Source organism: Rhodococcus sp. 14-2483-1-2 (genome assembly GCF_002259405.1).
Classification (GTDB): domain Bacteria; phylum Actinomycetota; class Actinomycetes; order Mycobacteriales; family Mycobacteriaceae; genus Rhodococcoides.
The window spans coordinates 260,546-286,862 of the sequence record NZ_NPFW01000022.1 but is presented as its reverse complement, the minus strand read 5'-3'; the positions used below and the strand labels follow the sequence as shown (position 1 = coordinate 286,862).

The following is a 26,317-nucleotide window of genomic DNA, read 5'->3' as shown; positions in this document are numbered from 1 at the left end:
GATGTAATCAAGTCAAGCTTCAAGGCTTGATTCGTCCGAATCAAGGTTCCCGACCTGTCGACCGCCGACGGGTGCAGGCACGGACCGCGAACCGCGCGAGAGACGCCAATCCACGACCAGCCCACTCAAACCGATCGCGATACAGACCGCAGACAACACCAGCAGCGCCGGATGCGTCTCGCCTCCGATCGCTCCGCCGATCACGACGATTCCGAGAGTGCCCGGCAGCATCCCGACGGCCGTCGCCAGCGCGAACGGGACGGGCCGGACCGCCGACACACCACACGCGTAGTTCACCACCGAGAACGGCACCGGCGCAATCAGGCGCAGAGAGCCGACGGCCAGCCAGCCTCGTCGCCGCAAACTCTCGTCCACCGAATCCAGGACCGAATGGGACATCCGCGCTGCCACGGCGTCGCGGCCGATCGCGCGGACCAACAGCAACGCCAGAATCGCGCTGACCGTCGACGCGCCGATGGTGACCGCCAGACCGGTCAGGGGCCCGAACAGAGCTCCTGCACTGAGCGTGAACAGGGTTCTCGGGACGGGCGCGACGGTCACGATCGCGTGCACGGCGAAGAACACGAGCGGGAACGCCGGGCCGACGGAGACGCCCCAATCACGAATCTGTTCGACACTCGGATGGGGAGCGAACACCGCCACGAGAGCGAAGACGGCAACAACCGCCAGCAGCGCGATCAGTCGAACGTCACGCAGGTGCCGGGTCACGAGAGACCAGCGTACCGGCGCGAGACGACACCTCGGGGTTTAGGCGAGTTCGAGAGGGGAGCGGCACGACCGAACGTGAGGTGATCCTCACGATAACCTGCTATGCGGTGGGGTTAGCATCACTTCAAGTCGGGCTCAGTACTACCCGCCGAACCGAGGGAGCAGCACACGTGTCCATCGCGTCGCACGAAGATGCCGCACGCAGCGCTCATGCGGCCTGGCAGAAGGCAGTGGCCGGTGTTCTGGCCAAATCTCGTCGGGTCGAGGTGGCCGATCTGCCCGCCGACGCCGAACGTCTACTCGATTCCACGACGTACGACGGGATCACCGTGTCCCCGCTCTACACCGCATTCGACGAGCGACCGGAAGGTCCGCTACCCGGCCGATTCCCCTACCTGCGGGGACGTGACCCGCACCGCGACGTCAACGCGGGCTGGAAGGTGTGCACCCGCCACGGTTCGATCCGCGGTGACGGCGCCGACGACGCCTCCACACTCAACACTCAGATACTCGATTCGCTCTCCAACGGCACCAGTGCCCTGTGGTTGACGGTAGGCACCGGAGGTGTCGATCCGACTGCTCTGCCCGAGGTTCTGAGTGGTGTGTTCCTCGAGCTCGCCCCGCTGACGCTCGATGCGCGCGGGGATGTTCGCGCAGCGGCAGCCGCGGTGTTCGGGGTGCTCGATTCGGCCGAGGTCGACGAGCGCGCCGCAGTGGACATCCGGCTCGGCGTGTCCACTCTCACAGCCGGATTGGGCGGAACCGAGTCGATAGAGATGGCCGAGGCACTCGAGTTGGCTCGCGAGTCGATCGGTCGTGCCGAGACGGTTCGTACGATCACGGTCGACGGCACCGTGTTCCACAACCTCGGTGGCGGCGATGCACAGGAGCTCGGTGCGGCGATCGCCGCAGGTCTCGAGTACGTGCGGTCCATGACCGATGCCGGTATCGGCATCTCGGATGCTCTGCGCCAGATCGAGTTTCGATTGGCCGCCACCGACGATCAGTTCCAGACCATCGCCAAGTTCCGGGCCGCTCGCACGCTGTGGGCGCGCATCGCGCAGGTGTGCGGAGCGCCGGACGCCGGCGACGCTCCTCAGCATGCGGTGACCTCGGAAGCGATGATGTCGCAGCGGGATCCGTGGGTGAACATGCTGCGGACCACGCTCGCCTCGTTCGGAGCGGGAGTCGGCGGTGCCGATTCGGTGACCGTGCTCCCGTTCGATGCGGCACTCGACGGCGGCGCAGCCGGGGTGTCGAAGACGTTCGCGGCCCGCATCGCCCGAAACACCCAGCTGCTCCTGCTCGAAGAAGCGCATCTCGGCCGCGTTCTGGATCCGGGTGCCGGGTCCTGGTACATCGAAGAACTGACGGCAGCGGTCGCCGCGAAGGCCTGGGAGTTCTTCCAGACCGTCGAAGCGTCGGGTGGATTCCGAGCCGCCGTCGACGACGGTTCGCTCGTGGCTGCGATCGAGAAGACTCGCGCCGAACGAGATTCCGACATCGCCCACCGAGTGACTCCGCTGACCGGTGTCAACGAATTTCCCAATCTGGCCGAGGCACCACTGACTCCCCAGCAGACCGAACAGCAGGGCTCGGCCACCGTGTATCGCTACGGCCGGGCGTTCGAGTCCCTCCGGGACCGTTCCGATGTTTTTCTGGCCGAGCACGATGCGCGCCCCACCGTCCTCCTGGTACCGCTGGGCAGCGTCGCCGAACACAACGTCCGAACGACGTTCGCGTCGAATCTGTTGGCGTCGGGCGGAATCGAGGCCGTCAATCCCGGCCCCCTGACCGTCGACGGAATCGCCGGATCGGTCGAGACGTCCGGAGCTCACACAGCGGTGGTGTGCGGAACCGACAAGAGATACGCCGACGAGGCAGCCACTGCCGTGGATGCACTGCGGGCCGCAGGCGTCACGCAGGTGCTGCTCGCCGGCCCCGAGAAGATCTTCGCCGGCATCGAGGGCACCACACGTCCCGATGGATTCCTGACCGCGAAGGTCGACGCCGTCGCAGTGCTGACCGAACTTCTCGACACCCTGGGAGCCTGAGATGAGCGAGCCTGACATGAACAACGACGAGCGCCGAATCTCGCACACCATCGGAAGTTTCGCCGAGGTGCCACTGGTCGATCCCGACGAGCCGACTCCGCCGCCGCCGTCGACCGAGGACGTCACCGCCCATGTGCAGCAGGGCGCGAAGGCCAACTTCTACACACCCGAGCAGGTGGTGTGGTCCACCCCCGAGGGTATCGACGTCAAGCCGGTGTTCACCGAGGCCGACCGCGCAGCCGCCGAGGCCGAGGGCTACCCGTTGCACAGCTACCCGGGTGCCCCGCCGTTTCTCCGCGGGCCGTACCCGACGATGTACGTCAACCAGCCGTGGACGATCCGCCAGTACGCCGGCTTCTCCACCGCGGCCGAGTCCAACGCGTTCTATCGCCGTAACCTGGCGGCCGGCCAGAAGGGTCTGTCGGTTGCGTTCGACCTGGCCACCCACCGCGGCTACGACTCCGATCACCCGCGGGTGCAGGGCGACGTCGGAATGGCCGGAGTCGCCATCGATTCCATCTACGACATGCGGCAACTGTTCGACGGCATCGACCTCGGTAGCGTCTCGGTCTCGATGACGATGAACGGTGCGGTGCTGCCGATCCTGGCGCTGTACGTCGCGGCCGCCGAGGAGCAGGGCGTCGGGCCGGAGAAGCTCGCCGGCACCATTCAGAACGACATTCTCAAAGAGTTCATGGTGCGCAACACCTACATCTATCCGCCGAAGCCGTCGATGCGCATCATCTCGGACATCTTCGCGTACACCAGCGAGAAGATGCCCAAGTACAACTCGATCTCCATCTCCGGCTACCACATCCAAGAGGCCGGTGCCACAGCCGATCTCGAACTCGCCTACACCCTCGCGGACGGTGTCGAGTACATCCGGGCCGGTCTGGATGCGGGCATGGACATCGATACCTTCGCGCCGCGACTGTCGTTCTTCTGGGCCATCGGAATGAACTTCTTCATGGAGGTCGCCAAGCTGCGGGCCGGGCGTCTGCTGTGGGCCGAGCTCGTCCAGCAGTTCGAGCCCAAGAGCGCCAAATCCCGTTCGCTGCGCACTCATTCGCAGACGTCGGGTTGGTCGTTGACGGCACAGGACGTGTTCAACAACGTCGCCCGCACCTGTGTGGAGGCGATGGCGGCAACCCAGGGTCACACCCAGTCGCTGCACACCAACGCCCTCGACGAGGCACTCGCCCTACCGACGGACTTCTCGGCGCGGATCGCCCGCAACACCCAGCTGCTCATCGCTCAGGAGTCCAACACCGTTCGCCCGATCGATCCGTGGGGCGGCTCGCACTACGTCGAGTGGCTCACCCATCAGCTCGCGAATCGGGCCCGGGCACACATCGCCGAGGTCGAGGAAGCGGGCGGAATGGCTCAGGCCATCGGCGAGGGCATCCCCAAGCTGCGCATCGAGGAGGCCGCGGCCCGCACCCAGGCGCGCATCGACTCCGGCCGTCAGCCCCTGGTGGGCGTCAACAAGTACGTGCCCGACGAGCCCGACACCATCGAGGTGCTCAAGGTCGAGAACTCCAAGGTTCGGCGTGAGCAGATCGAGAAGCTCGAGCGGCTGCGGGCCGAGCGGGACACCGCAGAGGTCGAGGCCGCCCTGGCGAATCTGACCAGAGCTGCGGCGTCGGATCAGCCGGGGATGGAGAACAATCTGCTCGCACTCGCCATCGACGCGGCACGCAAGATGGCCACCGTCGGCGAGATCTCCGACGCGCTCGAGAAGGTCTACGGGCGCCATCAGGCCGAAATCCGGACAATCAGTGGTGTGTACCGCGACGAGGCAGGCAAATCCGAGAACATCACCCGCGCCACCGCGCTGGTCGAGCAGTTCGCCGAGGACGAGGGCCGTCGGCCTCGCGTCCTGGTGTGCAAGATGGGTCAGGACGGGCACGACCGTGGTCAGAAGGTCATCGCCACGGCGTTCGCGGACATCGGCTTCGACGTGGACGTCGGCCCGCTGTTCCAGACCCCCGAGGAGGTGGCCCGCCAGGCCGCCGACAACGACGTTCACGTCGTCGGAGTGTCGTCGCTGGCAGCAGGCCATCTGACGCTGGTGCCCGCCCTACGACAGGCCTTGGCCGACGTCGGCCGCGAGGACATCATGATCGTCGTCGGTGGCGTCATTCCGCCCGGCGATTTCGACGAGCTCTACGCGGCGGGTGCCGCGGCGATCTTCCCTCCGGGCACCGTCATCGCCGACGCAGCGATCGGCCTGGTGGAGAAGCTGTCCGTTGCGCTCGGGCACGCACCACGCGAGGCCAACGCCTGAGTATGGGTTCTCCGAACGACAACACGAGTTCCCCGACCGGAGCAGCGTCGCCGAGAGGCCGAACCATCGACATCGATGCGGTGGCCGACGCGGTCCGAGCGAACGAGAGATCCGGGCTGGCGCGTGCCATCACCCTGGTCGAGTCCACCCGATCGGATCATCGAGACCTGGCTCAGCAGTTGCTTCTTCGGGTTCTGCCCGATGCGGGTGGTTCCCATCGCGTGGGAATCACCGGCGTGCCGGGGGTCGGCAAATCGACCTTCATCGACGCGCTCGGAATGCGGTTGATCGAGAAGGGGCACCGGGTCGCCGTGCTGGCCGTCGATCCGTCGTCGACGCGGACCGGTGGTTCCATCCTGGGTGACAAGACCCGGATGTCGCGCCTCGCGGTGCAGGAGAACGCATACATTCGGCCGTCTCCGACGTCGGGAACCCTGGGCGGGGTCGCACGTGCGACGAGGGAGACGATCGTGCTCCTCGAAGCGGCAGGCTTCGACGTCATTCTGGTGGAGACGGTGGGCGTCGGGCAGTCCGAGGTGACGGTCGCGAACATGGTCGATTGCTTCACGTTCCTGACGCTTGCGCGCACCGGAGATCAGTTGCAGGGCATCAAGAAGGGCGTTCTCGAACTCGCCGATCTGGTGGCTGTCAACAAGGCCGACGGCAAGCATGCGACCGACGCGAAGAACGCGGCGCGGGAATTGGCGGGCGCGCTGCGGCTGATCTATCCGCACGACGCGATCTGGAAGCCCCCGGTGCTGACGATGAGTGCCATCGAGGGCACCGGACTCGACGAGTACTGGGACACAGTGCTGCGCCATCAGCAAGTGCTCAGTGACGCAGGCGAATTCGCAGAGAAGCGTCGCAAGCAGCAGGTCGATTGGACGTGGACGATGGTCAACGATCAACTGTTGCGAAGGCTGGCGCAGAATCCCTCCGTCAAGGCCATCCGCGGCGACGTCGAAGCCCGGGTACGCGACGGTTCTCTGACTGCCGCGCTGGCCGCCCAGGAGCTACTCGACGCCTTCGATTCCTGAACCTGCCTCGGCGACCGGGACCGCGGGATAGAGCCGGGCGGCGAGCGCTCCGACCCGTTCGATCAGTCGGTCGAAGAATGCCTCGGGATCGGTGTGCACGGCGATCGCCGCATTGGGGGCCTTGCCCCACATGCCGCGCCAGTCCGCGACGGTCGTTCCCCGCGTGAGGGTTCCGACGAGTTCGACGTCGACGGTCGCATGTCGATACTCGGCGATGTTCGGTTGCAGTGCCACCGCCGCCGCGAAGGGATCGTGCATGTGCGCCAGGAAACCCTGATCGTGATCGCGATGGAACTCCATGTAGAACCGCACCGCGTCGGAGAAGTGCCGCACGATCGGGTTCGACGCGATCGATCGAACACCCGGTGCGTCGTCGGTGGAGATCGACTCCACCGGAAGGCTTTCCGCCCGCGCGGCCAGTCGACCGACGTGTTCGGGAGTCATTTCGATGGTCTCGGTGATGTCGAGCGCGCAGACGACGGGATGCCGTTCCGGCGGTAGTCCGGAGAAGGCCGCGAACACTTCTGCGGCGGCCTCGGGGTCGACGGCAATGTTCCATTCGCTGGTCGGTGTCGTGTTGCCCTGGTGCTGAAATGCGCCGCCCATCAACACCAGTCGCTTCAGCAGTCGAGGTAGCTCGGGATCCCGACGGATCGCGAGAGCGAGATTGGTCAGCGGACCGGTGACCAGCCCGGTGATCTCGCCCGGTCGCGAACGAACCAGCTCCACCCACATCGTGGTGGCGTCCCGGTCGGACAGCGGCCGCGCCGACGTCGGAAGCTCCGCGTACCCGATACCTTGCGGGCCGTGGGTGTCCTCGGTGGTCATCAGCGGTGCGACGAGGGGTACCTGTGCGCCGAGCGAGACCTCGACATCGCCCGCGCGGCACAGGTCGAGCCAGGCGAGATTGTTCGCGGCAACCTGGTTCACCGGCACATTGCCCGCAGTGGATGCGATGCCGAGGATCTCGGCATCCTCGCTGGCCAGCAGGTACAGCAAGGCGAGAGAATCGTCGATTCCGGTGTCCACGTCGACTATCAAGGGGACGGTCACGACGCCACCTCCGTCGTCGGGGTGTGCCGCACCGGGAAATTGACCGATCGCGCGATGAAGCACTTCGACGACGCGGACGCGTGCAGTTTCTCGGCGCGCGGCACCATCGACGGGTCCACGACGGTCACGACCGGAGCCAGGGTGACCTCGACGAACTGACCCGAACCGTCGGATTGCTCGGTCATCACTCCGGTGGGGGAGTCGGTGTAGTCGGTGACGACCACTCCCGATGCAGCGGCGAGCCCGAGGTACCACAGCATGTGGCAACTGGACAGCGAGGCGACGAGCATCTCCTCGGGATTCCAGCGTTCGGGATTGCCGCGAAAGCTCGGATCGGAGCTCGCGTGCAGGTCGGGTTTCCCTGGTGCCGAGACGATGTGATCGCGGTCGTAGGCTGCGGCACCGGTGGTACCGGCGCCGCGGTTGCCCGTCCAGTTCAGCGTGAGTCCGTAGTTGTGGTTCGGCACGGGTCCATCGTGCCAGTACCCGCCCGTCCGGTGACAATCCGCCGCGGAGGCAGCTGTCCGCATTGACCGTAATGCCTCGATTGCCAAGGTGCTGTGGCACATTCGTCGTTGCACCCGTTCACCTGGGCATTCGTCGAGGTGTGTGCATCGATCTGCACCGCGGTCGTTTGAAAACGAATCGTTTGTCTGGCTAACGTTGAACGAATGACATCAGCGCCCAGTCTCGAACCCAGCCGAGAACAGGCCACGTGGGGACGCCGCCACGTCCAGCATCTTCGCCGCGACGCGTTCTCGAAACGGATGCGCACCAAGCCTGCGCTCTCGGAGGAGAGCATCACTGTCGTCGATCAGCCGATGCTCAAGCGCGCCGTCTCGGCAGCTGCTCTCGGCAACACGATGGAGTGGTTCGACTTCGGCGTCTACGGCTACCTGGCCGCGACGTTGGGCAAGGTGTTCTACCCCGACGCGACACCGGCAGTGCAGCTCATCTCGACGTTCGCCACGTTCGCGGCAGCGTTCGTCGTTCGTCCGCTCGGAGGTCTGTTCTTCGGACCGCTCGGGGACCGAATCGGGCGGCAGAAGGTGTTGGCCGCCACCATGATCATGATGGCGATCGGCACGCTTGCCGTCGGCCTCATCCCCAGTTACGCGACCATCGGTATCTGGGCACCGATTCTTCTTCTAGTCGCACGATTGGTCCAAGGATTCTCGACCGGCGGCGAGTACGGCGGTGCCACCACGTTCATCGCCGAATACTCACCGGACAAGCGGCGCGGCTTCCTCGGTAGCTGGCTCGATTTCGGCACCTTCGTCGGTTACGCCATGGGCTCGGGCCTGGTGACGATCCTCAACGCGGTGTTGGGCGACGCCACGATGGTCGAATGGGGTTGGCGCATACCGTTCTTCGTCGCAGGCCCGATGGGTCTGATCGGGCTGTACCTGCGACTCAAGCTGGAAGACACGCCCGCGTTCCGCAAACAACTCGACGAACACGACAACAAGGTCAAGGCGCAGGAGAGCGGTCGGAGGTCGATCGGAAAGATCTTCACCGATCATTGGCGGGCGCTGTTGATCTGCATGGGAATCGTGTTGCTGTACAACGTGACCAATTACATGGTGACGTCGTACCTACCCACGTACTTCACCGAGGTCGTCGGCCGCAGTCAGCTCAGTGCGGACTTGCTCGTCCTGTCGGCGATGGTCGTCGTGGTGAGCGTCATCGTGGGTGTCGGCAGGCTCACCGACCGAATCGGACGCAAACCGGTGTTCGTCTTCGGTGCCGTCGGGCAGATCGTTCTCGCCGTACCCTGCTTCTTGTTGCTGCGTAGCAGCGGGTGGCTGGGGCCGTTGATCGCATGCTTGCTGCTTGGCCTCGTTCTGGCCTGTTTCGCGGCGCCGAGCGCATCGACGCTACCGGCCCTGTTTCCGACCCGGATTCGCTACGCGGCGCTGTCGATCGGCTTCAACCTGTCGGTGTCGATCTTCGGAGGTACGACGCCACTGGTCACCTCCGCGTTGGTCAGCGCAACGGGTAGCCCGATGATCCCTGCGTACTACCTCGTCGTGAGCGGTCTCGTCGGCCTCGTCGCCGTCGGATTTCTGCGTGAGTCTGCCACCCAGCCTCTGGACGGCTCACCGCCACAGGTCGACTCGACCGAGGAAGCCAAGGAGCTCTATTCCGAGGTCTCCTCGGCCTCCGCGCGGTCGTAGCGGCCGTCGATCAGTTCCGCTTGGCCCAGATCTCCATTCCGGCCGCATTGAGACGGTCCACGAGGACGTCGCCGATCGCAGTGGCGGGAGTGAGCACTCCGCTGGCCTTCGGCAGGGCGTCGCCGCCGTATACGAGTGCGAGTGCCGACTCGGCCAGCATGATCGCGGTGGCCTTGTAGCCGGGGTCTCCCGACGCCTTGACCCGGGCCCGGTAGCGAGCCCCCGACGTGGTGAGGGTGTACAGGTCGACCGTGAAATGTCCCTTCTCGCGGGCTTTTTCACTGGGGCCGGTGCCCGGCTTGGGCAGAATGCGATCGAGCACCTTGGCCGGAAGCACAGTCATGGCGGACACGCCGACGAAGAGCCCCGCGGACAGAGCCCCGGCGAGGACGGGGCTGGCGAACGACGAGCCGACACTCATCACCTCGCTGTAGCGGAACTGCTTTCCGTAGGCCCAGTCGCGAAGTGCGTTGGTCCGCCGGACGACTCGCGTGTTGTACGAGGCCATCACGAAGGGGGCTTTCCAGCCACGCAGGCTCGGGTCGATCTTCTTGCCGTCGATCAGCACGGTGTCGAGCTGGCGACCGAGTTGCGGCTCGAGGCCGCGATCGGGACTGAGCGAGTACGGCCGCGCGGCGATGCGTCGGGCCCGCTTGTCCTTCTTCATCGCCTCGATCTGCCCACGCAGCGAGTCGATGGTGCCGCCGCTGACCCCACCGGACATCGACGTGACCACCAGGGTCGTGTCGGTCAGCTCACCGGCGTTGTCCGCGGTCACGGCCTCGTACAGGGCGTGTACGCCGATGTCGGACGGGATGGAATCGAAGCCGCACGAGTGGACGATGCGGGCTCCGGTGCGCTGAGCGATCTCGTGGTTGGTATCGATACTCTCGCGGGCGAACAGGACTTCGCCCGTGAGGTCGACGTAATCCGTCCCGGCCTCTGCACATGCCGTTGCCAGTTCCAAGCCGTACTTGGCGTACGGACCGACCGTGGTGATGACGACTCGGGTCGATCGGGCCATGGCCTCGAGCGATGCGACGTCGGTGGCGTCGGCCTCGAGAACGGACCACTGCTGAGCCCTGGAGCCCAGTTCCTTCCTGGCGGCCTCCACCCGCGCCGTCGAGCGCCCGGCAAGGGCGATCCGGGTGTCTGCCGGCGCGTGCTCGGCGAGGTATTTCGCCGTCAATTTCCCGACGAAGCCGGTGACGCCGTAGACGACGATGTCGTGAGTGCGATCGGGGGAGTCGGATGCAGGCGAGTTCATACCAGCGACACTAACGCGGGTCACCCCAGCGAGTCGACGCGCCGTCAGTTCGTCCAGGTGTGCACGGGTTCTCCGGCATTCATGAGGGTGACGTAATCACCGAGCATTCCCGCAAGCGCTCTATCGCGCTTCTCACCGGCGCGTTCTCGGGCGACGACGGCGTTGCGCTGCCACACCGAGCCGGACTGCTTGGCCAGGCACCGCGCTTCGATCACCCCGAGATAGCGGTCGCGGACCGTCGCGTCCACGCCGTAGGCGGCCAGCCCGGCGTCGGCCAGTGGCAGCAGCCGACGCAACACCAGTTCCTGCGGACTCACCCAGCCCACCTCGGGCCAGTAGAGCATCGAATCGAACCCGCCGCGGGCCGCAGAGTGCACGTTCTCCTCGGCGGCGTCGAACGACATCTGGGACCACAGCGGGCGGTCTGCATCGGCCAGTGCGCGGACGGTTCCGTAGTAGAACGCCGCGTCGGCGAGAGTGTCCACCACCGACGGTCCGGCCGGGAGTACACGATTCTCGAGCCTGATGTGGTGGCCGTCGCCGGACCGGTCGTAGATCGGCCGGTTCCACCGGTAGACGGTGCCGTTGTGCATGCGCAGTTCGGACAGCGACGGTGTCTTGCCCTCGGCCAGCGCAGCCTTGGGGTCCTCCTCGCTGCAGACGGGAAGCAACGCAGGGAAGTAGCGCGAATTCTCCTCGAACAGATCGAAGATCGAGGTGATCCACCGTTCGCCGAACCACACCCGTGGTCTGACTCCCTGATTCTTGAGCTCCTGCGGCCTGGTGTCGGTGGCCTGCTCGAACAACGGAATACGGGTCTCGTGCCACAGCGCGCGACCGGCGAAGAACGGTGAGTTCGCGGCGAGTGCCACCTGTACGCCCGAAAGAGCTTGCGCTGCATTCCAATACGATGCGAACTCGTCCGGAGCCACCTGCAGGTGCAGCTGAACCGACGTGCAGGCCGCCTCGGGCAGGATCGTGTCGGTCACGATGTCGAGGTCCTCGGCCGCAGCGGCACCGGGCAGCCGAACTCCGCCGATCTTCAGTTCGATGTCCTCGCCACGAGCGGCGAAGATCTGTTGGTTGAGGAGGTCGTAGCGCGGATTCGCCGAGAGCCACCGGTGCTCGAAGTGCTCCTCGTCCAGAGTCGGGAGCATGCCGATCATGGCGAGACGACTACCCGAGGTGCGGGCGCGTTCGTCCGCTGCATTCAGCGATCTGCGCAGGTCCGTCTCCAACTCGGCGATCGAGGCACCGCGCAGTGGCCGAGGGTCGACGTTGATCTCGATGTTGAACTGGCCGAGCTCGGTTTGATAATCGGGGTCGGCGATGGCGTCGAGCACCGCCGCGTTGGCCATGGACGGCTCCATGTCGTCGTCGACGAGATTGAGCTCGATTTCCATGCCGATCTGGGGTTCACCGACGTGGAAGGTCTCGTCGGCCAACATGACCGCCAGGGCATCGAGACAGTCCTGGACCTTCTGGCGGAACTCGTGCCGGTCCTGCCTGCTGAACTTACGGCGCTCGACGTCCTCGCCCATGGTGACCGCCTATCGGTGCGTGAAGAAGGGCCGTTCGCTCACGCGCAACGACCTCGAGTTACGAGTATCGCAGTCCGCGTTCACCGAGGGGGACGCACGCGAAAATCACCAGGGTGACGGCTGGTAGTCCTTGAGGAACGAGCCGTACAGATCGTTTCCGAGCTCTCCCTGCACGATCGGGTCGTACACCCGGGCGGCTCCGTCCACCAGGTCGAGTGGAGCGTGGAAACCTTCGTCGGCGAGCCGCATCTTGGTGGGGTGCGGTCGTTCGTCGGTGATCCAGCCGGTGTCGACGGCGGTCATCAGGATTCCGCTCTCGAGCATCTCCTTCGCGCTGGTGCGCGTCAGCATGTTCAGCGCGGCCTTGGCCATGTTGGTGTGGGGATGCCCCGGCCCCTTGTAGGCGCGGCCGAATTGGCCCTCCATGGCCGAGACGTTCACGACGTACTTGCGTCGTGCCTCCGAGGCCTCCATCGCGGTACGTAGCCGTGAGACCAGGATGAAGGGTGCGACGGAATTGCAGAGCTGGACCTCGAGCAGTTCCACCGGGTCGACCTGCTCGACGGTGTGGATCCAGCTGTTGGTCTCGGCGAGATCGGGCACCAGACCCCCGGCGTCGATGGCGAGCCCGCTCTCGATCCTCTCGGCCGTGACCGAGCCGGCGACCATGGCGAGCGAGGCCACGTCGTCCGCGCTCAGGGCAGCAGTCGATGTGCCGCCGATCGCGGTGGCGGGCAACGAACTCGCCAGTGACGCGGGGTGCGCATCGCTGGTCTTGCCGAACGTGATGCGCTCCGGACCTGCACCCTCGGTCAGGGCCGCGGGCAACGGTTCGGCTTCCGCATCGGCCAGTGCGCTGTAGGAACCGGGGGAGCGCTTGACGGTCTGTGCGGCGTTGTTGATCAGGATGTCCAGAGGTCCCTCGGCCGCGACGGAATCGGCAAGTGCCACAACCTGAGCCGGATCGCGAAGATCGATACCGACGACGCGCAGACGGTGCAGCCACTGATCGCTGTCGTCCATCGCGGCGAAGCGACGTACGGCATCGTTGGGGAAGCGAGTGGTGATCGTGGTGTGAGCACCGTCGCGGAGCAGTCGAAGTGCGATGTACATGCCGATCTTCGCTCGACCGCCGGTCAGCAACGCCCGCCGTCCGGACAGGTCGGTTCGAGCGTTGCGCTTGCCGCGATTGAGCGTCGCGCACCCCGGGCACAGCTGGTGATAGAACGAGTCGACGTGGGTGTAGCGCTGCTTGCAGATGTAGCAGGGGCGGGCCTTGATGAGCGTGCCTGCGATGTCCCCCTCGGCGCGGGAGGTGAGGGAGAGGCCTGCGGTCTCGTCGTCGATCCGGTCAGGGGATCCTGTTGCGGTGGCGGCGACGACGGCACGGTCGGCTGCGTTGACGGCGTTGCGCGCCGCGACGCGTCGAGCACGCTTGAGGTCCTTGAACATGGCACCGGAGGCGCGCTGGACAGCGATCGAATCGGGATGGTTCTTGTCCAGCTCTGCGGCCTGCTTCAGCACGCGCAGGCACGTCTCGAGATCGGTTGGGTCGATCGCGTTCATCGTCGGTCTCCTAGCATCGGCCCCTTCGAGCCGAAAGAAGCGAGTGCAGAACGAAAAAGACCCCGATTCCGAAGAATCAGGGTCCGTTTCGTCTGTCTCAACTCAGATCTGTGAAAATCTCTGTCTGGCTACATCTTTCAGACGGTGTCCGAGGGGGGACTTGAACCCCCACGTCCGTTAATAGGACACTAGCACCTCAAGCTAGCGCGTCTGCCATTCCGCCACTCGGACAAGTGCGACCACTGCCGCATATTCTTTTGTTGCTTTCACAGCCGGCCGCTGTGTGCTGCGTAAGATTATCCGACGGGTTCCCGATAACCCAAATCCCCACGTCAGTTCATGCTCGAGGCCGTTTCTCATGGTGCCCGGAGCGGATTCTGGTGGTAGGAACGACGTGTGCCCAACGATGTGAGCAATCCCGGAAACACAACCGATATCGACGCCACCGTTGCCCTCGACGAAGTCGTGGATCTCGTCAGTTCCCTCATCCGGTTCGACACCTCGAACACGGGGGAGCTCGACACCACGGTCGGCGAGAAGGAATGTGCCGAGTGGGTGGCGAGCAAGCTCGAGGAGGTGGGGTACGAGACGGAGTACGTCGAGTCCGGGGCCCCCGGTCGAGGCAACGTGTTCGCGTGGCTGCGCGGGTCGGACTCCTCTCGAGGCGCGCTGCTGCTCCACGGACACCTGGACGTCGTGCCCGCCGAACCCGCCGACTGGAGCGTGCATCCGTTCTCCGGGGCCGTCGAGGACGGGTACGTGTGGGGCCGGGGAGCAGTGGACATGAAGGACATGGTCGGCATGGCTCTCGCGCTGGCCCGCCAGTTCAAGTCCAACGGAACCGTCCCACCCCGCGACATCCTGTTCGCGTTCCTGGCCGACGAAGAGGCAGGCGGCAAGTACGGATCCCACTGGTTGGTCGACAATCGACCGGATCTGTTCGAGGGCGTCACCGAGGCGGTCGGCGAGGTCGGCGGCTTCTCCCTGACCGTCGCGCGCCCGGACGGCACCGAGAAGCGGCTCTACATGGTCGAGACGGCGGAGAAGAGCCTGGCCTGGATGCGGCTGACGGCAAAGGCTCGGGCCGGGCACGGATCGTTCCTGCACGACGACAACGCCGTGACGTACCTGGCCGAGGCAGTGGCCAAACTGGGCAATCACACGTTCCCTTTGGTGCTCACCGAATCGGTCTCGCAGTTTCTGCAGGCCGTCTCGGAGGAATCGGGTCTCGATTTCGACCCGACGTCACCGGACATCGACGGCACCCTGCTCAAGCTCGGCAGCATCGCGCGCATCGTCGGAGCGACCCTGCGCGACACCGCGAACCCGACGATGCTCTCGGCCGGCTACAAGGCCAACGTGATTCCGCAGACGGCGACGGCAGTGGTGGACTGCCGAGTGTTGCCGGGCCGGCAGGCGGCCTTCGAGAAGGAGGTCGACGAGTTGATCGGCCCGAACGTCGAACGCGAGTGGATCACGAAACTCGAACCGTACGAGACCACCTTCGACGGCGATCTCGTCGATGCGATGAACGACGCCGTCTTGGCACACGACCCGAACGGTCGAACTGTTCCTTACATGCTGTCCGGTGGCACCGATGCAAAAGCGTTCGCGCGCATCGGTATTCGCTGCTTCGGCTTCGCTCCACTGAAGTTGCCACCGGAACTGGATTTCGCGGCGTTGTTTCACGGCATCGACGAACGAGTACCCGTGGAATCGTTGGAGTTCGGTACACAGGTACTCGAACACTTCTTGCTGCACAGCTGATACGAAAGGAACCATCGTGGCGTACAACCCATACGACTCGCTTCCGGACCTACCGTCCTTCGAGTTGACGTCCGAGGACGTCGAGGACGGCCAGACATTGGCCGCTCAGCAGGTCAGTGGAATCATGGGAGCCGGTGGGCACGACAACTCTCCGCAGCTGTCCTGGTCCGGATTCCCCGAAGGCACCAAGAGCTTCGCCGTCACCGTCTACGACCCCGACGCGCCGACGGCATCCGGCTTCTGGCACTGGGCAGTGGCGAACATCCCCGTCGGGACGACCTCACTGGTGTCCGGCGCGGGCGACGACGGCGGGACCGGGGTTCCCAGCACCGCGGTGACGCTCAAGAACGACGCCGGTCTGTTCCGCTACATCGGTGCGGCTCCGCCCGCAGGCCACGGCCCGCACCGCTACTTCATCGTGGTTCACGCGGTGGACGTCGAACGGCTCGAAGTGGACGAGACGGCCACCCCGGCCTACCTCGGCTTCAATCTGTTCTCGCACGCCATCGGCCGTGCGGTCCTCACCGGCATCTACGAGGCCTGAGATCGATCGTCGGGTGTCGGAAGATTCGTTTCGACACCCGACGGTTCAGGACTGGTTCGCCGAGCCCACCGCATCGCTGATCGTGGCGAACCCGTGTTCCTCCAGCCGAGCCGCCAATCCACGGTGAATGCTCTTGATCCACAGCGGGCCGCCGTAGATGAACCCGGTGTAGCCCTGCACCAGTGACGCGCCCGCGGTGATGCGTTCCCACGCCTGCGCCTCGGTCTCGATACCGCCGACGGAGATCAGCGTCAGACGCGTTCCCACACGCCGGTACAGACGTCTGAGCACCTCGAGCGAGCGGTCGGCCAGCGGAGCACCGGACAGGCCACCTGCCCCTGCTGCGGCGACCACGTCGGCGTCGGTCCGCAGACCGGCGCGGGAGATCGTCGTGTTGGTGGCCACGATCCCGTCGAGACCGAGTTCGACGGCCAGGTCGGCCACGGCGTCGATGTCCTCGTCGGACAGGTCTGGGGCGATCTTGACCAGTACCGGGACCGTCACCACGGACTGAACCGCCTCCAGGATCGGCCGCAGCGATTCGACTGCCTGAAGGTCACGTAGTCCAGGGGTGTTGGGGGAGCTGACATTGACGACCACGAAGTCCGCCAACGGGCCCAGCAGCCGAGCGCTGGCCGTGTAGTCCGCGGCAGCACCGACCGGCTCCACGATCTTGGTCTTGCCGATGTTGGCACCGATCGGGATACCGGTGCGCCTGGCCCGGACACGCTGGGCGGCGTGCTCGGCACCGTGGTTGTTGAAGCCCATGCGGTTGACGATGGCGCGGTCCTGAGGCAATCGGAACAGTCGAGGCGTCGGATTACCCGGCTGGCTCTGCGCTGTCACGGTGCCGATCTCGGCGAAACCGAATCCGATGGGCCCCCACGCATCGATACCGTCGGCATTCTTGTCGAAGCCGGCCGCGAGACCGAGCGGAGCCGGGAAGTCGACGCCGAACACCGTCGAGCGCAGTCGCGGATCGTCGACCACGAACATCTTCTCGGCCAGGTAGCGGAGCGGCGGCACCACGGCGACGACGCGGAGCACCCGAAACGCCAGGTGATGAATCCTCTCCGGTGGAACGAGGAACATCAGGCGCAACAGAACTCGGTACAGACGGTCTCCCACGGTCTTCTCTCCGGTCGATCTGGCTCGGTCGAACACATACTGCGGTTTCAACGATCGTGCGGTCGAACAGTACTGCGAAATGCTCAGATTCCGGGCTCGGGGATGTGATGCGCGGTCTTCTTGCGTTTGAGCAACACACGCCTGCTGCCGTCCGTGTACAGCCGAACCCGCGACAGTTCCCAGCCGCCGAACTCGGCCTGAATCGCCAGGCGCATGGAAGCTGTCACACGGGTCACATCCGGTGGCAGCCGCAACGGCACGTACTCCCAATCGTCGGACGGAGACACTTCCCATCCGACGGGCATCTTCGCGCGCCCAGGTGCCGAATTGTCATGCGCGTCCATATGCCTCCTCAGTCCGTATCGGTCGTTCCTGCAGGCTCCACTCCTGCCCTATCGGTCGTTCCTGCAGGCTCCACTCCTCGGTCCCTGTAGGTCAACGACCGGCAGCAGGGATCCGCTGCAGTCCGTCACCGGTTGCCGAACCCACGTACAGGTCGCCGGTGTCGGCGTCGACAGCAACCGAATTCGGCTGCCGCACAGTGGCCAACCGCTCGGCCTCGACCGGAATTCCGGTGTCGAGTGTGTACCCGACCACCTCGTTGGACGCGGGAAGCGTCACCCATGCGACACCGGACTGCTCATCGTAGGCGATCGCCCACGGCTGCGACCCGACCGGAAACCGTTGCCGCATCAGCAGGTCGTGCGAAGTGAAGACGAGCAACTCGGTCCCGGTCGAATCGGTGACCAACAGGCGTCCGAACTCGTCGCTCGTCATCTCCGCGGCACCTTCGCCTGCGCGCAGGGCCACTCCGAGGGTGCCGTCGTCCAGGTTCAGGTCGGTCACCGACGTCTGGCGACGATCGAGAACCGAGACCCCGTTCGGTGTGCTGGCCAGAGCATCGGCCGAGGTCACGTTGCCGCCGGAGACCGTGGTGGTGACCTGACCGCTCGTGTCGAGAACGCGGACCGCTCCGGTGTCGTCGCCGACGGCCGTCGTTCCGTCGGGCAGGTCTGCTGCGGACAATGCGTCACCGTCGACAGGCACGTCGGTGCGCTGTCCGTCCGCCACGGCGACCCTCGCGACGGCGCCGTCCATGGGCACCAGCACTGTCGAGTCCCGCCCGGCGACGAGTGCTGCTCCCGTGGAGCCCAGATCGACCACCCGGGTCTGCGCCGTGGCTCCGTCGCGGACCAGAGTCACGGTTGTCGATGCGTCGGTCAGCGCCACCAGGGTGCGGGTGGCGGGGTCGAACGTGAGGGCGTCCACGGGCGCGAACGCGCTGACGGTTCCGGCGGGGGTCACGGTCGCCTCGGGGGACTCGGCCGGCGGTCGGGGTTCGACGGAGATGTCTTCGGCGTTCTCGTCGTCGCTGGAGCACCCGCCGATCGACAGGACGGTGACGACGGCGAGCGCAGACGCGACTGCCGCTCGAATCGAACGAGCCGACGGTGTTCGCATGAGGCCGAACCTACTTCCTCGAGAAGACGCTGCCTGTGGAGGCGTTGCCACATCTGTACCAGCGCGCAGCGATCTCGGCGAAATCGACCACGCCGGATCGGTTGTCGTCCGGTCGCATCCGAGGACGCGGTAGCGTGATCGTCCGAGGTGAGTGCACGACATGGGAGTGGACGTGGGAACCGAGGAAACACACTTCGTCGTCGAGGAAGTGAACGCCGGAACGCATCCGAACGGCTTCGGGCGCACCGACGACGGCCGAGCGTTCGCGTTTCGTGTGCATCGAAGCACCCTGTACGTGGAGATATACCGCGCCGATGTGCAATCTCCTGTGCCGGACCGGTCCGAGGTCGAAGCGGTGGCCGAGCACTCGGTGACCGAGGTCGATCTGACGGACGAGCGCAGCATCGTCGGTGTGGTGCGTGACGCGGTCGCTCATGCGCAGCAGCTGTCCGATACGTCACAGCGGGACACCACAGCAGTACGTGCCTTCTTCAACCGGGTCAATTCCGTGCTGGAGGGTTTCTGACACGGTGGGGAACCACCAACTGTTCGCCCGTGTCCGGATGATCGAATACGTCGACGGGGTGCCGGTAGACCCGGGCCAGCCGCTCGGCGGTCAGCACCTCCCGCGGCGGACCGGTTGCAATCAGTTCACCCGAGTCCAGGATGGCGACGCGGTCGGCGTAGGCCGCCGCGAGGCCGAGATCGTGCAGCACGACGACCACCGCACGGCCCGCGGCAGCGAGTGAGCGCACCACGGCCATCACCGACTCCTGATGGCCCAGGTCGAGAGCGGCAGTGGGCTCGTCCAGCATGATCGTCGCGGTGTCCTGGGCCACGACGCGCGCCAGCGCAACCCGGGCCTGCTCGCCACCGGAGAGCGACGCGAACGGTCGGTGCGAGAAATCCGCTACATCGCACGCGGACATGGCTGCGGCAACGCGGTCGTCGTCGTAGCGCGCTGCCGATGTACCGACCCAGGGGGCTCGACCCATTCGGACGATCTGGCCGGCCGAGAACGCGAACCCGACGCCGTGTTGCTGAGGCAGCACAGCGCGTCGCCTGGCCACATCGACCGTGCGGAAGCGGGTCAGTGGTTCGTCGCCCAGTAGAACCGATCCGGCGCTGGGGTCGGTGTCTCCCGCCAGAACGGAGAGCAGCGTCGATTTGCCGGCGCCGTTGGGGCCCACCAGCGCCAAGATCTCGCCCGCGACCACGTCGAGGTGGACGTCGGACAACACCGTCGCATCCCCGCGCCGTGCGGAGACTCCGCGGGCGACGAGGGTGCTCGAACCCGGTTCGGGGGTGGCCGGGATCTCGCGCCGCGCCGCGCCGATTCGTTTCGTCACGCCCAGCCGCCCTGGCGAGCACGGGTACGGCGGAGCAGCCAGAAGAAGAACGGGGCACCCGCCAGTGAGGTGACCATGCCGAGCGGCAGGTCGACGTTCGCTACGAGGGTCCGGGTGACGAGATCGGCAGCGAGCAGCACGACGGCCCCGGCGAGGGCGCTGGCCGGGATGAGCAGTCGATGCGCGGGGCCGAGCACCATCCGCATGGCGTGCGGGACCACCAGACCCACGAACAGGATGATCCCCGTGAACGCGACGCCGGATGCGACGAGCAAGGCGACGACGACGATGGCGAACTGTCTGAGTCGTTCGACGTTCACTCCCAGATGGCGTGCCACGTTCTCCCCGAGCGTAAGCAGGTCGAGTCGGCCGGCGATCGCCAGGGAGGCTCCGATTCCGAGCAGAGCGAGCGGGCCGACCACGGCCACCGACTGCCAGGTTGCGCCGGCGAGCGACCCCAACTGCCAGAACACGATCTGATCGCGGGCGGCGGGACTGGCGACGAACGTGAAGAACGCGATGACACCGCCGGCGAATGCATTGACCGCAACGCCGGTGAGGATGAGAGTCACCACTTCGGTGCGGCCGGCGTTGCGAGCGAGGAAATACACGGCGATCGTGGTGATCAGCCCGCCGACGAATGCTGCGAACGCCACACTCCAGACTCCGGCGAAGCTGCCACCGAGCACGATCACCGAGCTGGCACCGACGGCAGCGCCCGAGGAGACTCCGACGACACCCGGCTCTGCCAGTGGATTGGCGAACACTCCTTGAAGCAGCGCGCCCGCGCACCCCAGACACGCGCCGACGACGATTGCCAGAGTCAGCCGCGGGAATCTGACCTGCCACAACGTCACCTCGCCGCTGGGATGCGCCGGCATCGGGCCGATGTCGAGTCCCACCCGATGCGCGAGGCTGCCCAGCACTTCGAGCGGAGTGGTCGGCACCTGTCCCACGACGGCCGAGATCAGGGCCAGGCACACCAGTGCCACAACGAGGGCTCCGAATGTCGCGAGAACCCGTCCTCGGCCCGTGCCCGGTTCGGCGAGTGTGCGGTCGGTCATGACGCCGGGTCGTACACGGCCTTCGACAGTGCGCCCAACACCTTTCCCGTGTTCGGGCCGAAACTGAGGATGGTGCCGTCGTCCATGTCCACCACCCGGCGTTCTCGGCCTGCGGGGGTCTGAGCGATTCCGGGGATCTGCTCGAGACCCTCGATTCCGCCGATCGATTCCAGGCCCTTGGTCATCATCAGAATGACGTCGGGTGCTGCGGCGATCAAGGCTTCGCTGGTGACCGGCACGAATTGTTCGGTCAGACCCGATTCGACACCTGCGTCCCTGGCACCGAGAGCCTCGATCAGTGCATCCGCTCCGGAGCCGGGCCCGGCAAGCATCTTGATCGCCGGGCCGCGCATGTACAGAAACGCGATCTTCGGTGGTTCGGTGGACTCGGGTGTGGCGTCCGCCGCTGCCGATATCTCGGTGTTCGTTCGTTCGGCGAGATCGGCACCGGCGTCGGGCACACCCAGAGCGGCTGCCACGGCCTCGATCTGGGTGGCGACGCCTGCCAGAGTGCGCGTGGGGTCGAAGTACACGACCGGAATGCCCGCGGCTCGGATCTGATCCTGCACAGCGCGGGGACCGATGCTGGTGTCGGTCAGGACGACGGTCGGCGAGAGCGCCAGAATCCCCTCGGCACTCAGAGAATGGCCGGTCGGGGTGACATCGGGCACGTTCTCGGCCGCAGGAAATGCAGCAGACGTGTCACGTCCGACGAGGTTGTCGCCGAGTCCGAGCGCGAAGACGGTCTCGGCCAGCGTGCCGTACTGGTCGGCCGCGACGATGCGGCTGTTGTCCGTCACCGTGACGGCGACGCCGTCGAATCCGGTCACGGTGACGGGAAGTACCTCTGCCGGATCGTCGGTGATGGGTTCCGGATTCGGATCGTCGACGACGGCGGTGCGGGGGCCGACGGAGTCCGAGGATCCTGCGCCGGGGGTGTTCGCCGAACAGGCGACCAGGAGTCCGGCGACGAGGAGCACGGCGGCGAGACGGTTGACGATCACAACGGAAGGTTAGCCTGTCCGATGTTTGTGGGGGATCAGGCGCTGACGTCGTCCAGGGCCGACGCGATCGCCGGCGGCAGCTCCAGTTCCTCGGCCATCAGTGCGCCCATCAATTGCGCGAGGTCCCGCGCTCCCACGATCGCGCTGCTCACACCTGGTCGGTCCCGCGCCCACGCGAGTGCGACCACCAGGGGAGACGTGGCCAGACCGTCGGCAGCGGTGACGGCCGCGTCGACGACGCCCACCGCGGAATCGGTCAGGTAGGCGTGCACGGCCTCGGCGTGCAGCTCGTCGGCCCCGCGGGAGTCCGCGGGGACGCCGTTGCGGTACTTGCCCGTCAGGACGCCGCCCGCCAGGGGGACCGCCGCGAGGATGCCGATGCCGTGGTGGTGCGCGGCGGGAACCAGCTCGTCCTCGATTCCGCGCGCGAGCAGCGAGTACTCCGCCTGCGTGGCCACGATGTGCCCGGTACCGGCTGCGCCTGCTGCTGTCGCCAGTTGCCAGCCGAGGTAACCGCGGGCTCCGGTATAGCGGACCCGTCCGCTGGTCACGGCGTAGTCGAGCGTTGCGGCGACCTCGTCGACGGGCGTCATCGGGTCCCAGGTCGCGACCTGCCACAGGTCGAGGTAGTCGGTTCCCAGTTCGCGCAGCGTGGCGTCGAGTTGGCCGAGCAGTCCGCGCCTCGAGCAGTCCACGTGATAGCGGCCGTAGCGCGAACTGAGGCCCGCTGCGCTGCTGATCACCAATTCGTGCCGCGGGACCACGTCGTCGAGCAACTCGGCGAGCACTCGCTGCGCGCGTCCATCCCCGTATGCCGGAGACGTGTCGACGAGCGTGCCGCCTGCCTCGGCGAACGCCGACAGCTGTGCTGCGGCGTCGTCACCGTCGGTTCCGCTTCCCCATCCGAGGGTGCCGAGGCCGAGTCTCGAGACTCGAAGTCCGCTGGTGCCGACCGATCTCTGCTTCATATGTGCCGATTGTCCTTTTACGTGTGATCGTCGGTGTCGAACTGCACTGCCGCCAGTGCACAGTAGTGCGCCGCGCCGCTCGGTGCGTACGTGCCGCGCCGGGTACGGTCGTGCCCGTGAATCGCGAATTCAGGGGGCAGGCCGGCGGCCTCGCATCGACAGTGGACAGTCCATCGACGCTCATCTCGGAGGGTGGCCCCGCATGATCGACATGACGTGGCTGCAGGCGATCATCCTCGGCGCAGTCCAGGGCCTGACCGAATTCCTGCCGATCTCCTCGTCCGGGCACCTGCGCATCGTCTCCAGTGTGTTCTGGAACGAGGACGCCGGTGCCTCCTTCACCGCGGTGACCCAGCTCGGCACCGAAGCTGCAGTGCTGCTGTTCTTCTGGCGAGACATCGTCAGAATCGTCAAGGCCTGGTTCGTCGGCCTGACGAAGAAGGAAGAACGCGGTCTCGACTACCGGATGGGGTGGTACGTGATCATCGCCACCATTCCCATCGGCATTCTCGGCCTGTTGTTCAAGGATCAGATCCGAACCGGTGCCCGCAACCTGTACCTCATCGCGTTCATGCTCATCGCCTTCGCCATCGTCATCGCGATCGCCGAGAAGGTCGGCCGCAAAGAACGTCCGATCGAGAAGCTGACCACCCGGGACGGCATCGTCATGGGTCTGGCGCAGTGTCTCGCCCTGATCCCCGGAGTCTCCCGTTCCGGGGCGACGACCAGCGCAGGCCTGTTTCTCGGACTCGAACGCGAAGCAGCTGTGCGATTCTCGTTCCTGCTCGCCATCCCGGCGGTCACCGCCTCCGGTCTGTTCTCGCTGCCCGACGCCTTCGAGCCCGTCGGCTCGGGGCTGGCCGCGTCGGGCCCGCAGCTGCTGGTGGCCACGATCATCGCCTTCGGCCTCGGCTACGCCTCGATCGCCTGGCTGCTGAAGTTCGTTGCGAACCACTCGCTGTACTGGTTCGTCGGGTACCGCATCGTGCTGGGCGTCGTCGTGCTCGGTCTGCTGGCCGGCGGGGTTGTGTCTGCAACGTAGGTTCACCTTCATTACTCTCGATGCAATGACAGTCATCTTGCTTCGGCACGGCCGCTCGACGTCGAACACCGCAGGCACGCTCGCGGGTCGAAGCGCTGGAGTCGAGCTCGATGATCGTGGGCGCGAGCAGGCGCAGGCGGTGGCGGATCGTCTCGGCGAGCTGCCCGTGTCCGAGATCGTGCGCTCTCCGTTGCTGCGATGCGAGCAGACGGTCGAGCCGTTGGCTGCCAAGCTCGGGCTCTCGCCGGTGGTCGAGGATCGGTTGGTGGAGGTCGACTACGGGCAGTGGACCGGCCGGACGATCAAGGAGCTGCTGGCCGAGCCGCTGTGGAAGGTGGTGCAGCAGCATCCGTCGGCTGCGGTGTTCCCGGAGGGTGAGGGCTTGGCGACGGTGCAGCAGCGCGCGGTGCAGGCCGTGCGCGAGCACGACGCTCGGTTGGCCGCGCAGCACGGACGCGACGTGTTGTGGGTGGCTTGCTCGCACGGTGACGTCATCAAGTCGGTGCTCTCGGACGCGATGGGTGCTCACCTCGATTCGTTCCAGCGCATCGTCGCCGACCCGGCATCGATCAGTGTCGTTCGCTACACCTCGACGCGGCCCTTCGTACTGCGGACCAACGACACCGGGTCCGATCTGAGTGCGTTCGTGCCGAAGGCCGAGGAGCCCAGCACGCCGGAACCGGGCAACGCGGACTCGTCCGACGCGGTCGTCGGTGGTGGGGCAGGCAGCTAGAGCGCCGATTCGGCGCTGACACCCCGATCGGTGGCAGGCTGGAGGGCAAGCAATACCGTCCATGGTCGATCTGTGGCCGATAATGAAAGTTCCGAGAATTGTTTCGCGGAGCTGTTCGAGTCGTTAGGAGGTGCAATGCCGCGCGCCATACACGTTTTTCGCACCCCTGATCGTTTCGTTGCCGGGACCGTTGGGGAACCGGGCGACCGAACGTTCTTCCTCCAGGCGGTGCACGACGCCCGCGTGGTGTCGGTCGCCTTGGAGAAGCAGCAGGTCCAGGTACTCGCCGACAGGATGGGGCTGCTCCTCGAAGAAGTGCACCGCCGCTTCGGAGCCGACGTTCCGGCCGAGGAGACCGATCCGGTCGACACGAGTCCGCTGTTGACTCCGATCGACACCGAGTTCCGCGTCGGAACGATGGGACTCGGCTGGGATGCCGACGCCAACGCCGTCGTGGTGGAACTTCTCGCCGTCAGCGAAGTCGAGGTGGACGAATCGGTCGTTCTCGACGACACCGACGAGGGCCCCGATGCAGTCCGGGTGTTCCTTACTCCGGTGCAGGCCCGCGAATTCGCGGTGCGGTCCGAGCGCGTCATCGCGGCGGGCCGTGCACCGTGCCCGCTGTGCGGGCAGCCGCTGGCTCCCGAGGGACACGTCTGCATCAGAACCAACGGCTACCGCCGCGGTGCGACGTTCGGACCGGTGACCGAGGTCGACGAGTCTTGACCGTCGAACTGCCGCCGTTCGAGGGCCGCGAAACCATGGAGACCGGCGACCTGACAATCGTCGGTCGCGTGGTGTCGGCCAGCAACGCCACGCTGGTGTGCGAGGCGGGCGAAGGCGACTCGGCCGTGCGGTGCGTGTACAAACCCGTTCGCGGTGAAGTGCCGCTCTGGGACTTTCCGGACGGCACTCTCGCGGGTCGCGAAGTGGCGTCCTACGAAATCTCCGAGGCCCTGGGTTGGGGTGTCATTCCACCGACGGTCCTGCGCGACGGGCCGTTCGGCCCCGGCATGGTGCAGAAGTGGATCGACACGCCCGACGATCACGCCGAGGGACGCGTCGACCTCGTCGATATCTGCCGTCCCGATCTCGTGCCGGCGGGATGGATTCCGGTACTGCAGGCGTACGACGGCGAAGGCGAGGAGATCGCGCTCATCCACGCAGACGATCCGCGGCTGCAGCGGATGGCGGTTCTCGACGTGATCCTCAACAACGCCGATCGCAAGGGTGGCCACGCACTCGAAGGTCTCGACGGCTACGTGTACGGAGTCGATCACGGCATCTGCCTGCACGCCGAGAACAAGTTGCGCACGGTGCTGTGGGGGTGGGCTGGCCAGGCCGTGGACGATGCACTGATGACCGACGTGGTCAGGTTCGTCGAGACGTTCGACGCGGTCACCGCACCCCGATTGGTCGACAAGATCACCCTGACCGAAACGGTCGCAGTGCTCGACCGAGCGCAGGAACTGATCGCCCGCCCCATCATGCCGGAGCCCCGCTCGAGCAGACCCATACCCTGGCCCGCCTTCTGATCGGGCTCGGA

General features: G+C 66.0%; 24 protein-coding genes and 1 tRNA gene. 11 read left to right on the top strand and 14 right to left on the bottom strand.

The features are described from left to right. Positions 1–12 precede the first annotated feature (12 nt). Complete coding sequence (locus CH295_RS22315; protein ID WP_094741963.1) at positions 13–729, bottom strand: TVP38/TMEM64 family protein; 717 nt, start codon at positions 727–729, stop codon at positions 13–15. Positions 730–899: 170 nt separating this feature from the next. Here CH295_RS22315 and mutA point away from each other — a divergent pair, with 170 nt between their 5' ends. The 3 genes from mutA to meaB are packed head-to-tail and all read left to right on the top strand — an operon-like array spanning position 900 to position 6,107. Then, complete coding sequence (gene mutA, locus CH295_RS22310; RefSeq protein ID WP_094741962.1) at positions 900–2,783, top strand: methylmalonyl-CoA mutase small subunit; 1,884 nt, start codon at positions 900–902, stop codon at positions 2,781–2,783. A 16-nt stretch (positions 2,784–2,799) separates the two neighbouring features. Beyond that, positions 2,800–5,070: a methylmalonyl-CoA mutase gene (gene scpA, locus CH295_RS22305; RefSeq protein ID WP_037190034.1), complete on the top strand. Its 2,271-nt coding sequence runs from the start codon at positions 2,800–2,802 to the stop codon at positions 5,068–5,070. Between the two features lie 2 nt (positions 5,071–5,072). Beyond that, positions 5,073–6,107: a methylmalonyl Co-A mutase-associated GTPase MeaB gene (meaB, locus tag CH295_RS22300; protein WP_037189340.1), complete on the top strand. Its 1,035-nt coding sequence runs from the start codon at positions 5,073–5,075 to the stop codon at positions 6,105–6,107. Here the strand turns inward: meaB and CH295_RS22295 are convergent. Both CH295_RS22295 and CH295_RS22290 read right to left on the bottom strand, forming a co-directional pair. Further along, positions 6,084–7,160: a nucleoside hydrolase gene (locus tag CH295_RS22295; protein ID WP_094742183.1), complete on the bottom strand. Its 1,077-nt coding sequence runs from the start codon at positions 7,158–7,160 to the stop codon at positions 6,084–6,086. The genes meaB and CH295_RS22295 overlap by 24 nt on opposite strands. Continuing rightward, on the bottom strand, positions 7,157–7,627 hold the full coding sequence (locus tag CH295_RS22290; RefSeq protein ID WP_037189339.1) for an OsmC family protein: 471 nt from the start codon (positions 7,625–7,627) through the stop codon (positions 7,157–7,159). The genes CH295_RS22295 and CH295_RS22290 overlap by 4 nt, the downstream gene beginning before the upstream one ends. Before the next feature lie 204 nt (positions 7,628–7,831). Here CH295_RS22290 and proP point away from each other — a divergent pair, with 204 nt between their 5' ends. Further along, positions 7,832–9,337: a glycine betaine/L-proline transporter ProP gene (gene proP / locus CH295_RS22285; RefSeq protein WP_052047490.1), complete on the top strand. Its 1,506-nt coding sequence runs from the start codon at positions 7,832–7,834 to the stop codon at positions 9,335–9,337. A 10-nt stretch (positions 9,338–9,347) separates the two neighbouring features. Here the strand turns inward: proP and CH295_RS22280 are convergent, their stop codons facing one another. The 4 genes from CH295_RS22280 to CH295_RS22265 form a co-directional block, all read right to left on the bottom strand. Further along, entirely contained in the window at positions 9,348–10,604 is a 1,257-nt protein-coding gene (locus CH295_RS22280) for a saccharopine dehydrogenase family protein (RefSeq protein ID WP_037189337.1), read from the bottom strand. 44 nt (positions 10,605–10,648) lie between these two features. Continuing rightward, entirely contained in the window at positions 10,649–12,145 is a 1,497-nt protein-coding gene (locus CH295_RS22275) for a glutamate-cysteine ligase family protein (RefSeq protein ID WP_094741961.1), read from the bottom strand. Between the two features lie 105 nt (positions 12,146–12,250). Then, entirely contained in the window at positions 12,251–13,711 is a 1,461-nt protein-coding gene (locus tag CH295_RS22270; RefSeq protein WP_094741960.1) for an SDR family NAD(P)-dependent oxidoreductase, read from the bottom strand. Between the two features lie 145 nt (positions 13,712–13,856). Further along, positions 13,857–13,942 (bottom strand) — tRNA-Leu (locus CH295_RS22265). A 204-nt stretch (positions 13,943–14,146) separates the two neighbouring features. On the opposite strand from CH295_RS22265, the gene CH295_RS22260 reads away from it, so the two are divergent. Together CH295_RS22260 and CH295_RS22255 are read left to right on the top strand one after the other, a co-directional pair. After that, complete coding sequence (locus CH295_RS22260) at positions 14,147–15,478, top strand: M20/M25/M40 family metallo-hydrolase (protein ID WP_082323607.1); 1,332 nt, start codon at positions 14,147–14,149, stop codon at positions 15,476–15,478. Positions 15,479–15,494: 16 nt separating this feature from the next. Continuing rightward, positions 15,495–16,022 (top strand): YbhB/YbcL family Raf kinase inhibitor-like protein, encoded by a 528-nt coding sequence (locus tag CH295_RS22255; protein ID WP_037189334.1) that lies wholly within the window; start codon positions 15,495–15,497, stop codon positions 16,020–16,022. A 45-nt stretch (positions 16,023–16,067) separates the two neighbouring features. On the opposite strand, the gene CH295_RS22250 is transcribed toward CH295_RS22255, so the two are convergent. The 3 genes from CH295_RS22250 to CH295_RS22240 form a co-directional block, all read right to left on the bottom strand. Continuing rightward, positions 16,068–17,138 (bottom strand): quinone-dependent dihydroorotate dehydrogenase, encoded by a 1,071-nt coding sequence (locus tag CH295_RS22250; RefSeq protein WP_094742182.1) that lies wholly within the window; start codon positions 17,136–17,138, stop codon positions 16,068–16,070. A gap of 95 nt (positions 17,139–17,233) precedes the next feature. Continuing rightward, entirely contained in the window at positions 17,234–17,494 is a 261-nt protein-coding gene (locus CH295_RS22245; RefSeq protein ID WP_052047489.1) for a DUF5703 family protein, read from the bottom strand. Positions 17,495–17,585: 91 nt separating this feature from the next. Then, positions 17,586–18,611 (bottom strand): YncE family protein, encoded by a 1,026-nt coding sequence (locus CH295_RS22240; RefSeq protein ID WP_094741959.1) that lies wholly within the window; start codon positions 18,609–18,611, stop codon positions 17,586–17,588. Between the two features lie 160 nt (positions 18,612–18,771). Here CH295_RS22240 and CH295_RS22235 point away from each other — a divergent pair, with 160 nt between their 5' ends. Beyond that, the gene (locus CH295_RS22235; protein ID WP_037189332.1) at positions 18,772–19,137 is read left to right on the top strand and encodes a hypothetical protein; all 366 of its coding nucleotides are present in this window, start codon (positions 18,772–18,774) and stop codon (positions 19,135–19,137) included. On the opposite strand, the gene CH295_RS22230 is transcribed toward CH295_RS22235, so the two are convergent. The 4 genes from CH295_RS22230 to CH295_RS22215 are packed head-to-tail and all read right to left on the bottom strand — an operon-like array spanning position 19,112 to position 22,996. Next, positions 19,112–19,966: a heme ABC transporter ATP-binding protein gene (locus CH295_RS22230; protein ID WP_094742181.1), complete on the bottom strand. Its 855-nt coding sequence runs from the start codon at positions 19,964–19,966 to the stop codon at positions 19,112–19,114. The genes CH295_RS22235 and CH295_RS22230 overlap by 26 nt on opposite strands. Beyond that, the gene (locus CH295_RS22225; RefSeq protein ID WP_094741958.1) at positions 19,957–21,024 is read right to left on the bottom strand and encodes a FecCD family ABC transporter permease; all 1,068 of its coding nucleotides are present in this window, start codon (positions 21,022–21,024) and stop codon (positions 19,957–19,959) included. The genes CH295_RS22230 and CH295_RS22225 overlap by 10 nt, the downstream gene beginning before the upstream one ends. Beyond that, positions 21,021–22,025, bottom strand: coding sequence for a heme/hemin ABC transporter substrate-binding protein (locus CH295_RS22220; RefSeq protein ID WP_094742180.1), 1,005 nt, complete (start codon positions 22,023–22,025; stop codon positions 21,021–21,023). Before CH295_RS22220 ends, CH295_RS22225 begins: the two co-directional genes overlap by 4 nt. Before the next feature lie 38 nt (positions 22,026–22,063). After that, positions 22,064–22,996, bottom strand: coding sequence for an aldo/keto reductase (locus CH295_RS22215; RefSeq protein WP_037189329.1), 933 nt, complete (start codon positions 22,994–22,996; stop codon positions 22,064–22,066). A gap of 211 nt (positions 22,997–23,207) precedes the next feature. Here CH295_RS22215 and CH295_RS22205 point away from each other — a divergent pair, with 211 nt between their 5' ends. The 4 genes from CH295_RS22205 (at position 23,208) to CH295_RS22190 (ending at position 26,306) form a co-directional block, all read left to right on the top strand. Further along, positions 23,208–24,038, top strand: coding sequence for an undecaprenyl-diphosphate phosphatase (locus tag CH295_RS22205; protein ID WP_371828432.1), 831 nt, complete (start codon positions 23,208–23,210; stop codon positions 24,036–24,038). Positions 24,039–24,063: 25 nt separating this feature from the next. Beyond that, positions 24,064–24,771: a histidine phosphatase family protein gene (locus CH295_RS22200; protein ID WP_094634392.1), complete on the top strand. Its 708-nt coding sequence runs from the start codon at positions 24,064–24,066 to the stop codon at positions 24,769–24,771. Positions 24,772–24,906: 135 nt separating this feature from the next. Then, the gene (locus CH295_RS22195; protein WP_037189325.1) at positions 24,907–25,497 is read left to right on the top strand and encodes a DUF3090 domain-containing protein; all 591 of its coding nucleotides are present in this window, start codon (positions 24,907–24,909) and stop codon (positions 25,495–25,497) included. A gap of 35 nt (positions 25,498–25,532) precedes the next feature. Continuing rightward, positions 25,533–26,306 (top strand): SCO1664 family protein, encoded by a 774-nt coding sequence (locus CH295_RS22190; RefSeq protein ID WP_170946058.1) that lies wholly within the window; start codon positions 25,533–25,535, stop codon positions 26,304–26,306. Positions 26,307–26,317 lie beyond the last annotated feature (11 nt).

Bases quoted from the DNA above. Each gene is read 5' to 3' on its own strand.
- scpA (WP_037190034.1), top strand. From the start codon at position 2,800: ATGAACAACGACGAGCGCCGAATCTCGCACACCATCGGAAGTTTCGCC.
- meaB (WP_037189340.1), top strand. From the start codon at position 5,073: ATGGGTTCTCCGAACGACAACACGAGTTCCCCGACCGGAGCAGCGTCG.
- proP (WP_052047490.1), top strand. From the start codon at position 7,832: ATGACATCAGCGCCCAGTCTCGAACCCAGCCGAGAACAGGCCACGTGG.
- CH295_RS22280 (WP_037189337.1), bottom strand. From the start codon at position 10,604: ATGAACTCGCCTGCATCCGACTCCCCCGATCGCACTCACGACATCGTC.
- CH295_RS22275 (WP_094741961.1), bottom strand. From the start codon at position 12,145: ATGGGCGAGGACGTCGAGCGCCGTAAGTTCAGCAGGCAGGACCGGCAC.
- CH295_RS22270 (WP_094741960.1), bottom strand. From the start codon at position 13,711: ATGAACGCGATCGACCCAACCGATCTCGAGACGTGCCTGCGCGTGCTG.
- CH295_RS22245 (WP_052047489.1), bottom strand. From the start codon at position 17,494: ATGGACGCGCATGACAATTCGGCACCTGGGCGCGCGAAGATGCCCGTC.
- CH295_RS22240 (WP_094741959.1), bottom strand. From the start codon at position 18,611: ATGCGAACACCGTCGGCTCGTTCGATTCGAGCGGCAGTCGCGTCTGCG.
- CH295_RS22235 (WP_037189332.1), top strand. From the start codon at position 18,772: ATGGGAGTGGACGTGGGAACCGAGGAAACACACTTCGTCGTCGAGGAA.
- CH295_RS22225 (WP_094741958.1), bottom strand. From the start codon at position 21,024: ATGACCGACCGCACACTCGCCGAACCGGGCACGGGCCGAGGACGGGTT.
- CH295_RS22215 (WP_037189329.1), bottom strand. From the start codon at position 22,996: ATGAAGCAGAGATCGGTCGGCACCAGCGGACTTCGAGTCTCGAGACTC.
- CH295_RS22205 (WP_371828432.1), top strand. From the start codon at position 23,208: ATGACGTGGCTGCAGGCGATCATCCTCGGCGCAGTCCAGGGCCTGACC.
- CH295_RS22200 (WP_094634392.1), top strand. From the start codon at position 24,064: ATGACAGTCATCTTGCTTCGGCACGGCCGCTCGACGTCGAACACCGCA.
- CH295_RS22195 (WP_037189325.1), top strand. From the start codon at position 24,907: ATGCCGCGCGCCATACACGTTTTTCGCACCCCTGATCGTTTCGTTGCC.
- CH295_RS22190 (WP_170946058.1), top strand. From the start codon at position 25,533: ATGGAGACCGGCGACCTGACAATCGTCGGTCGCGTGGTGTCGGCCAGC.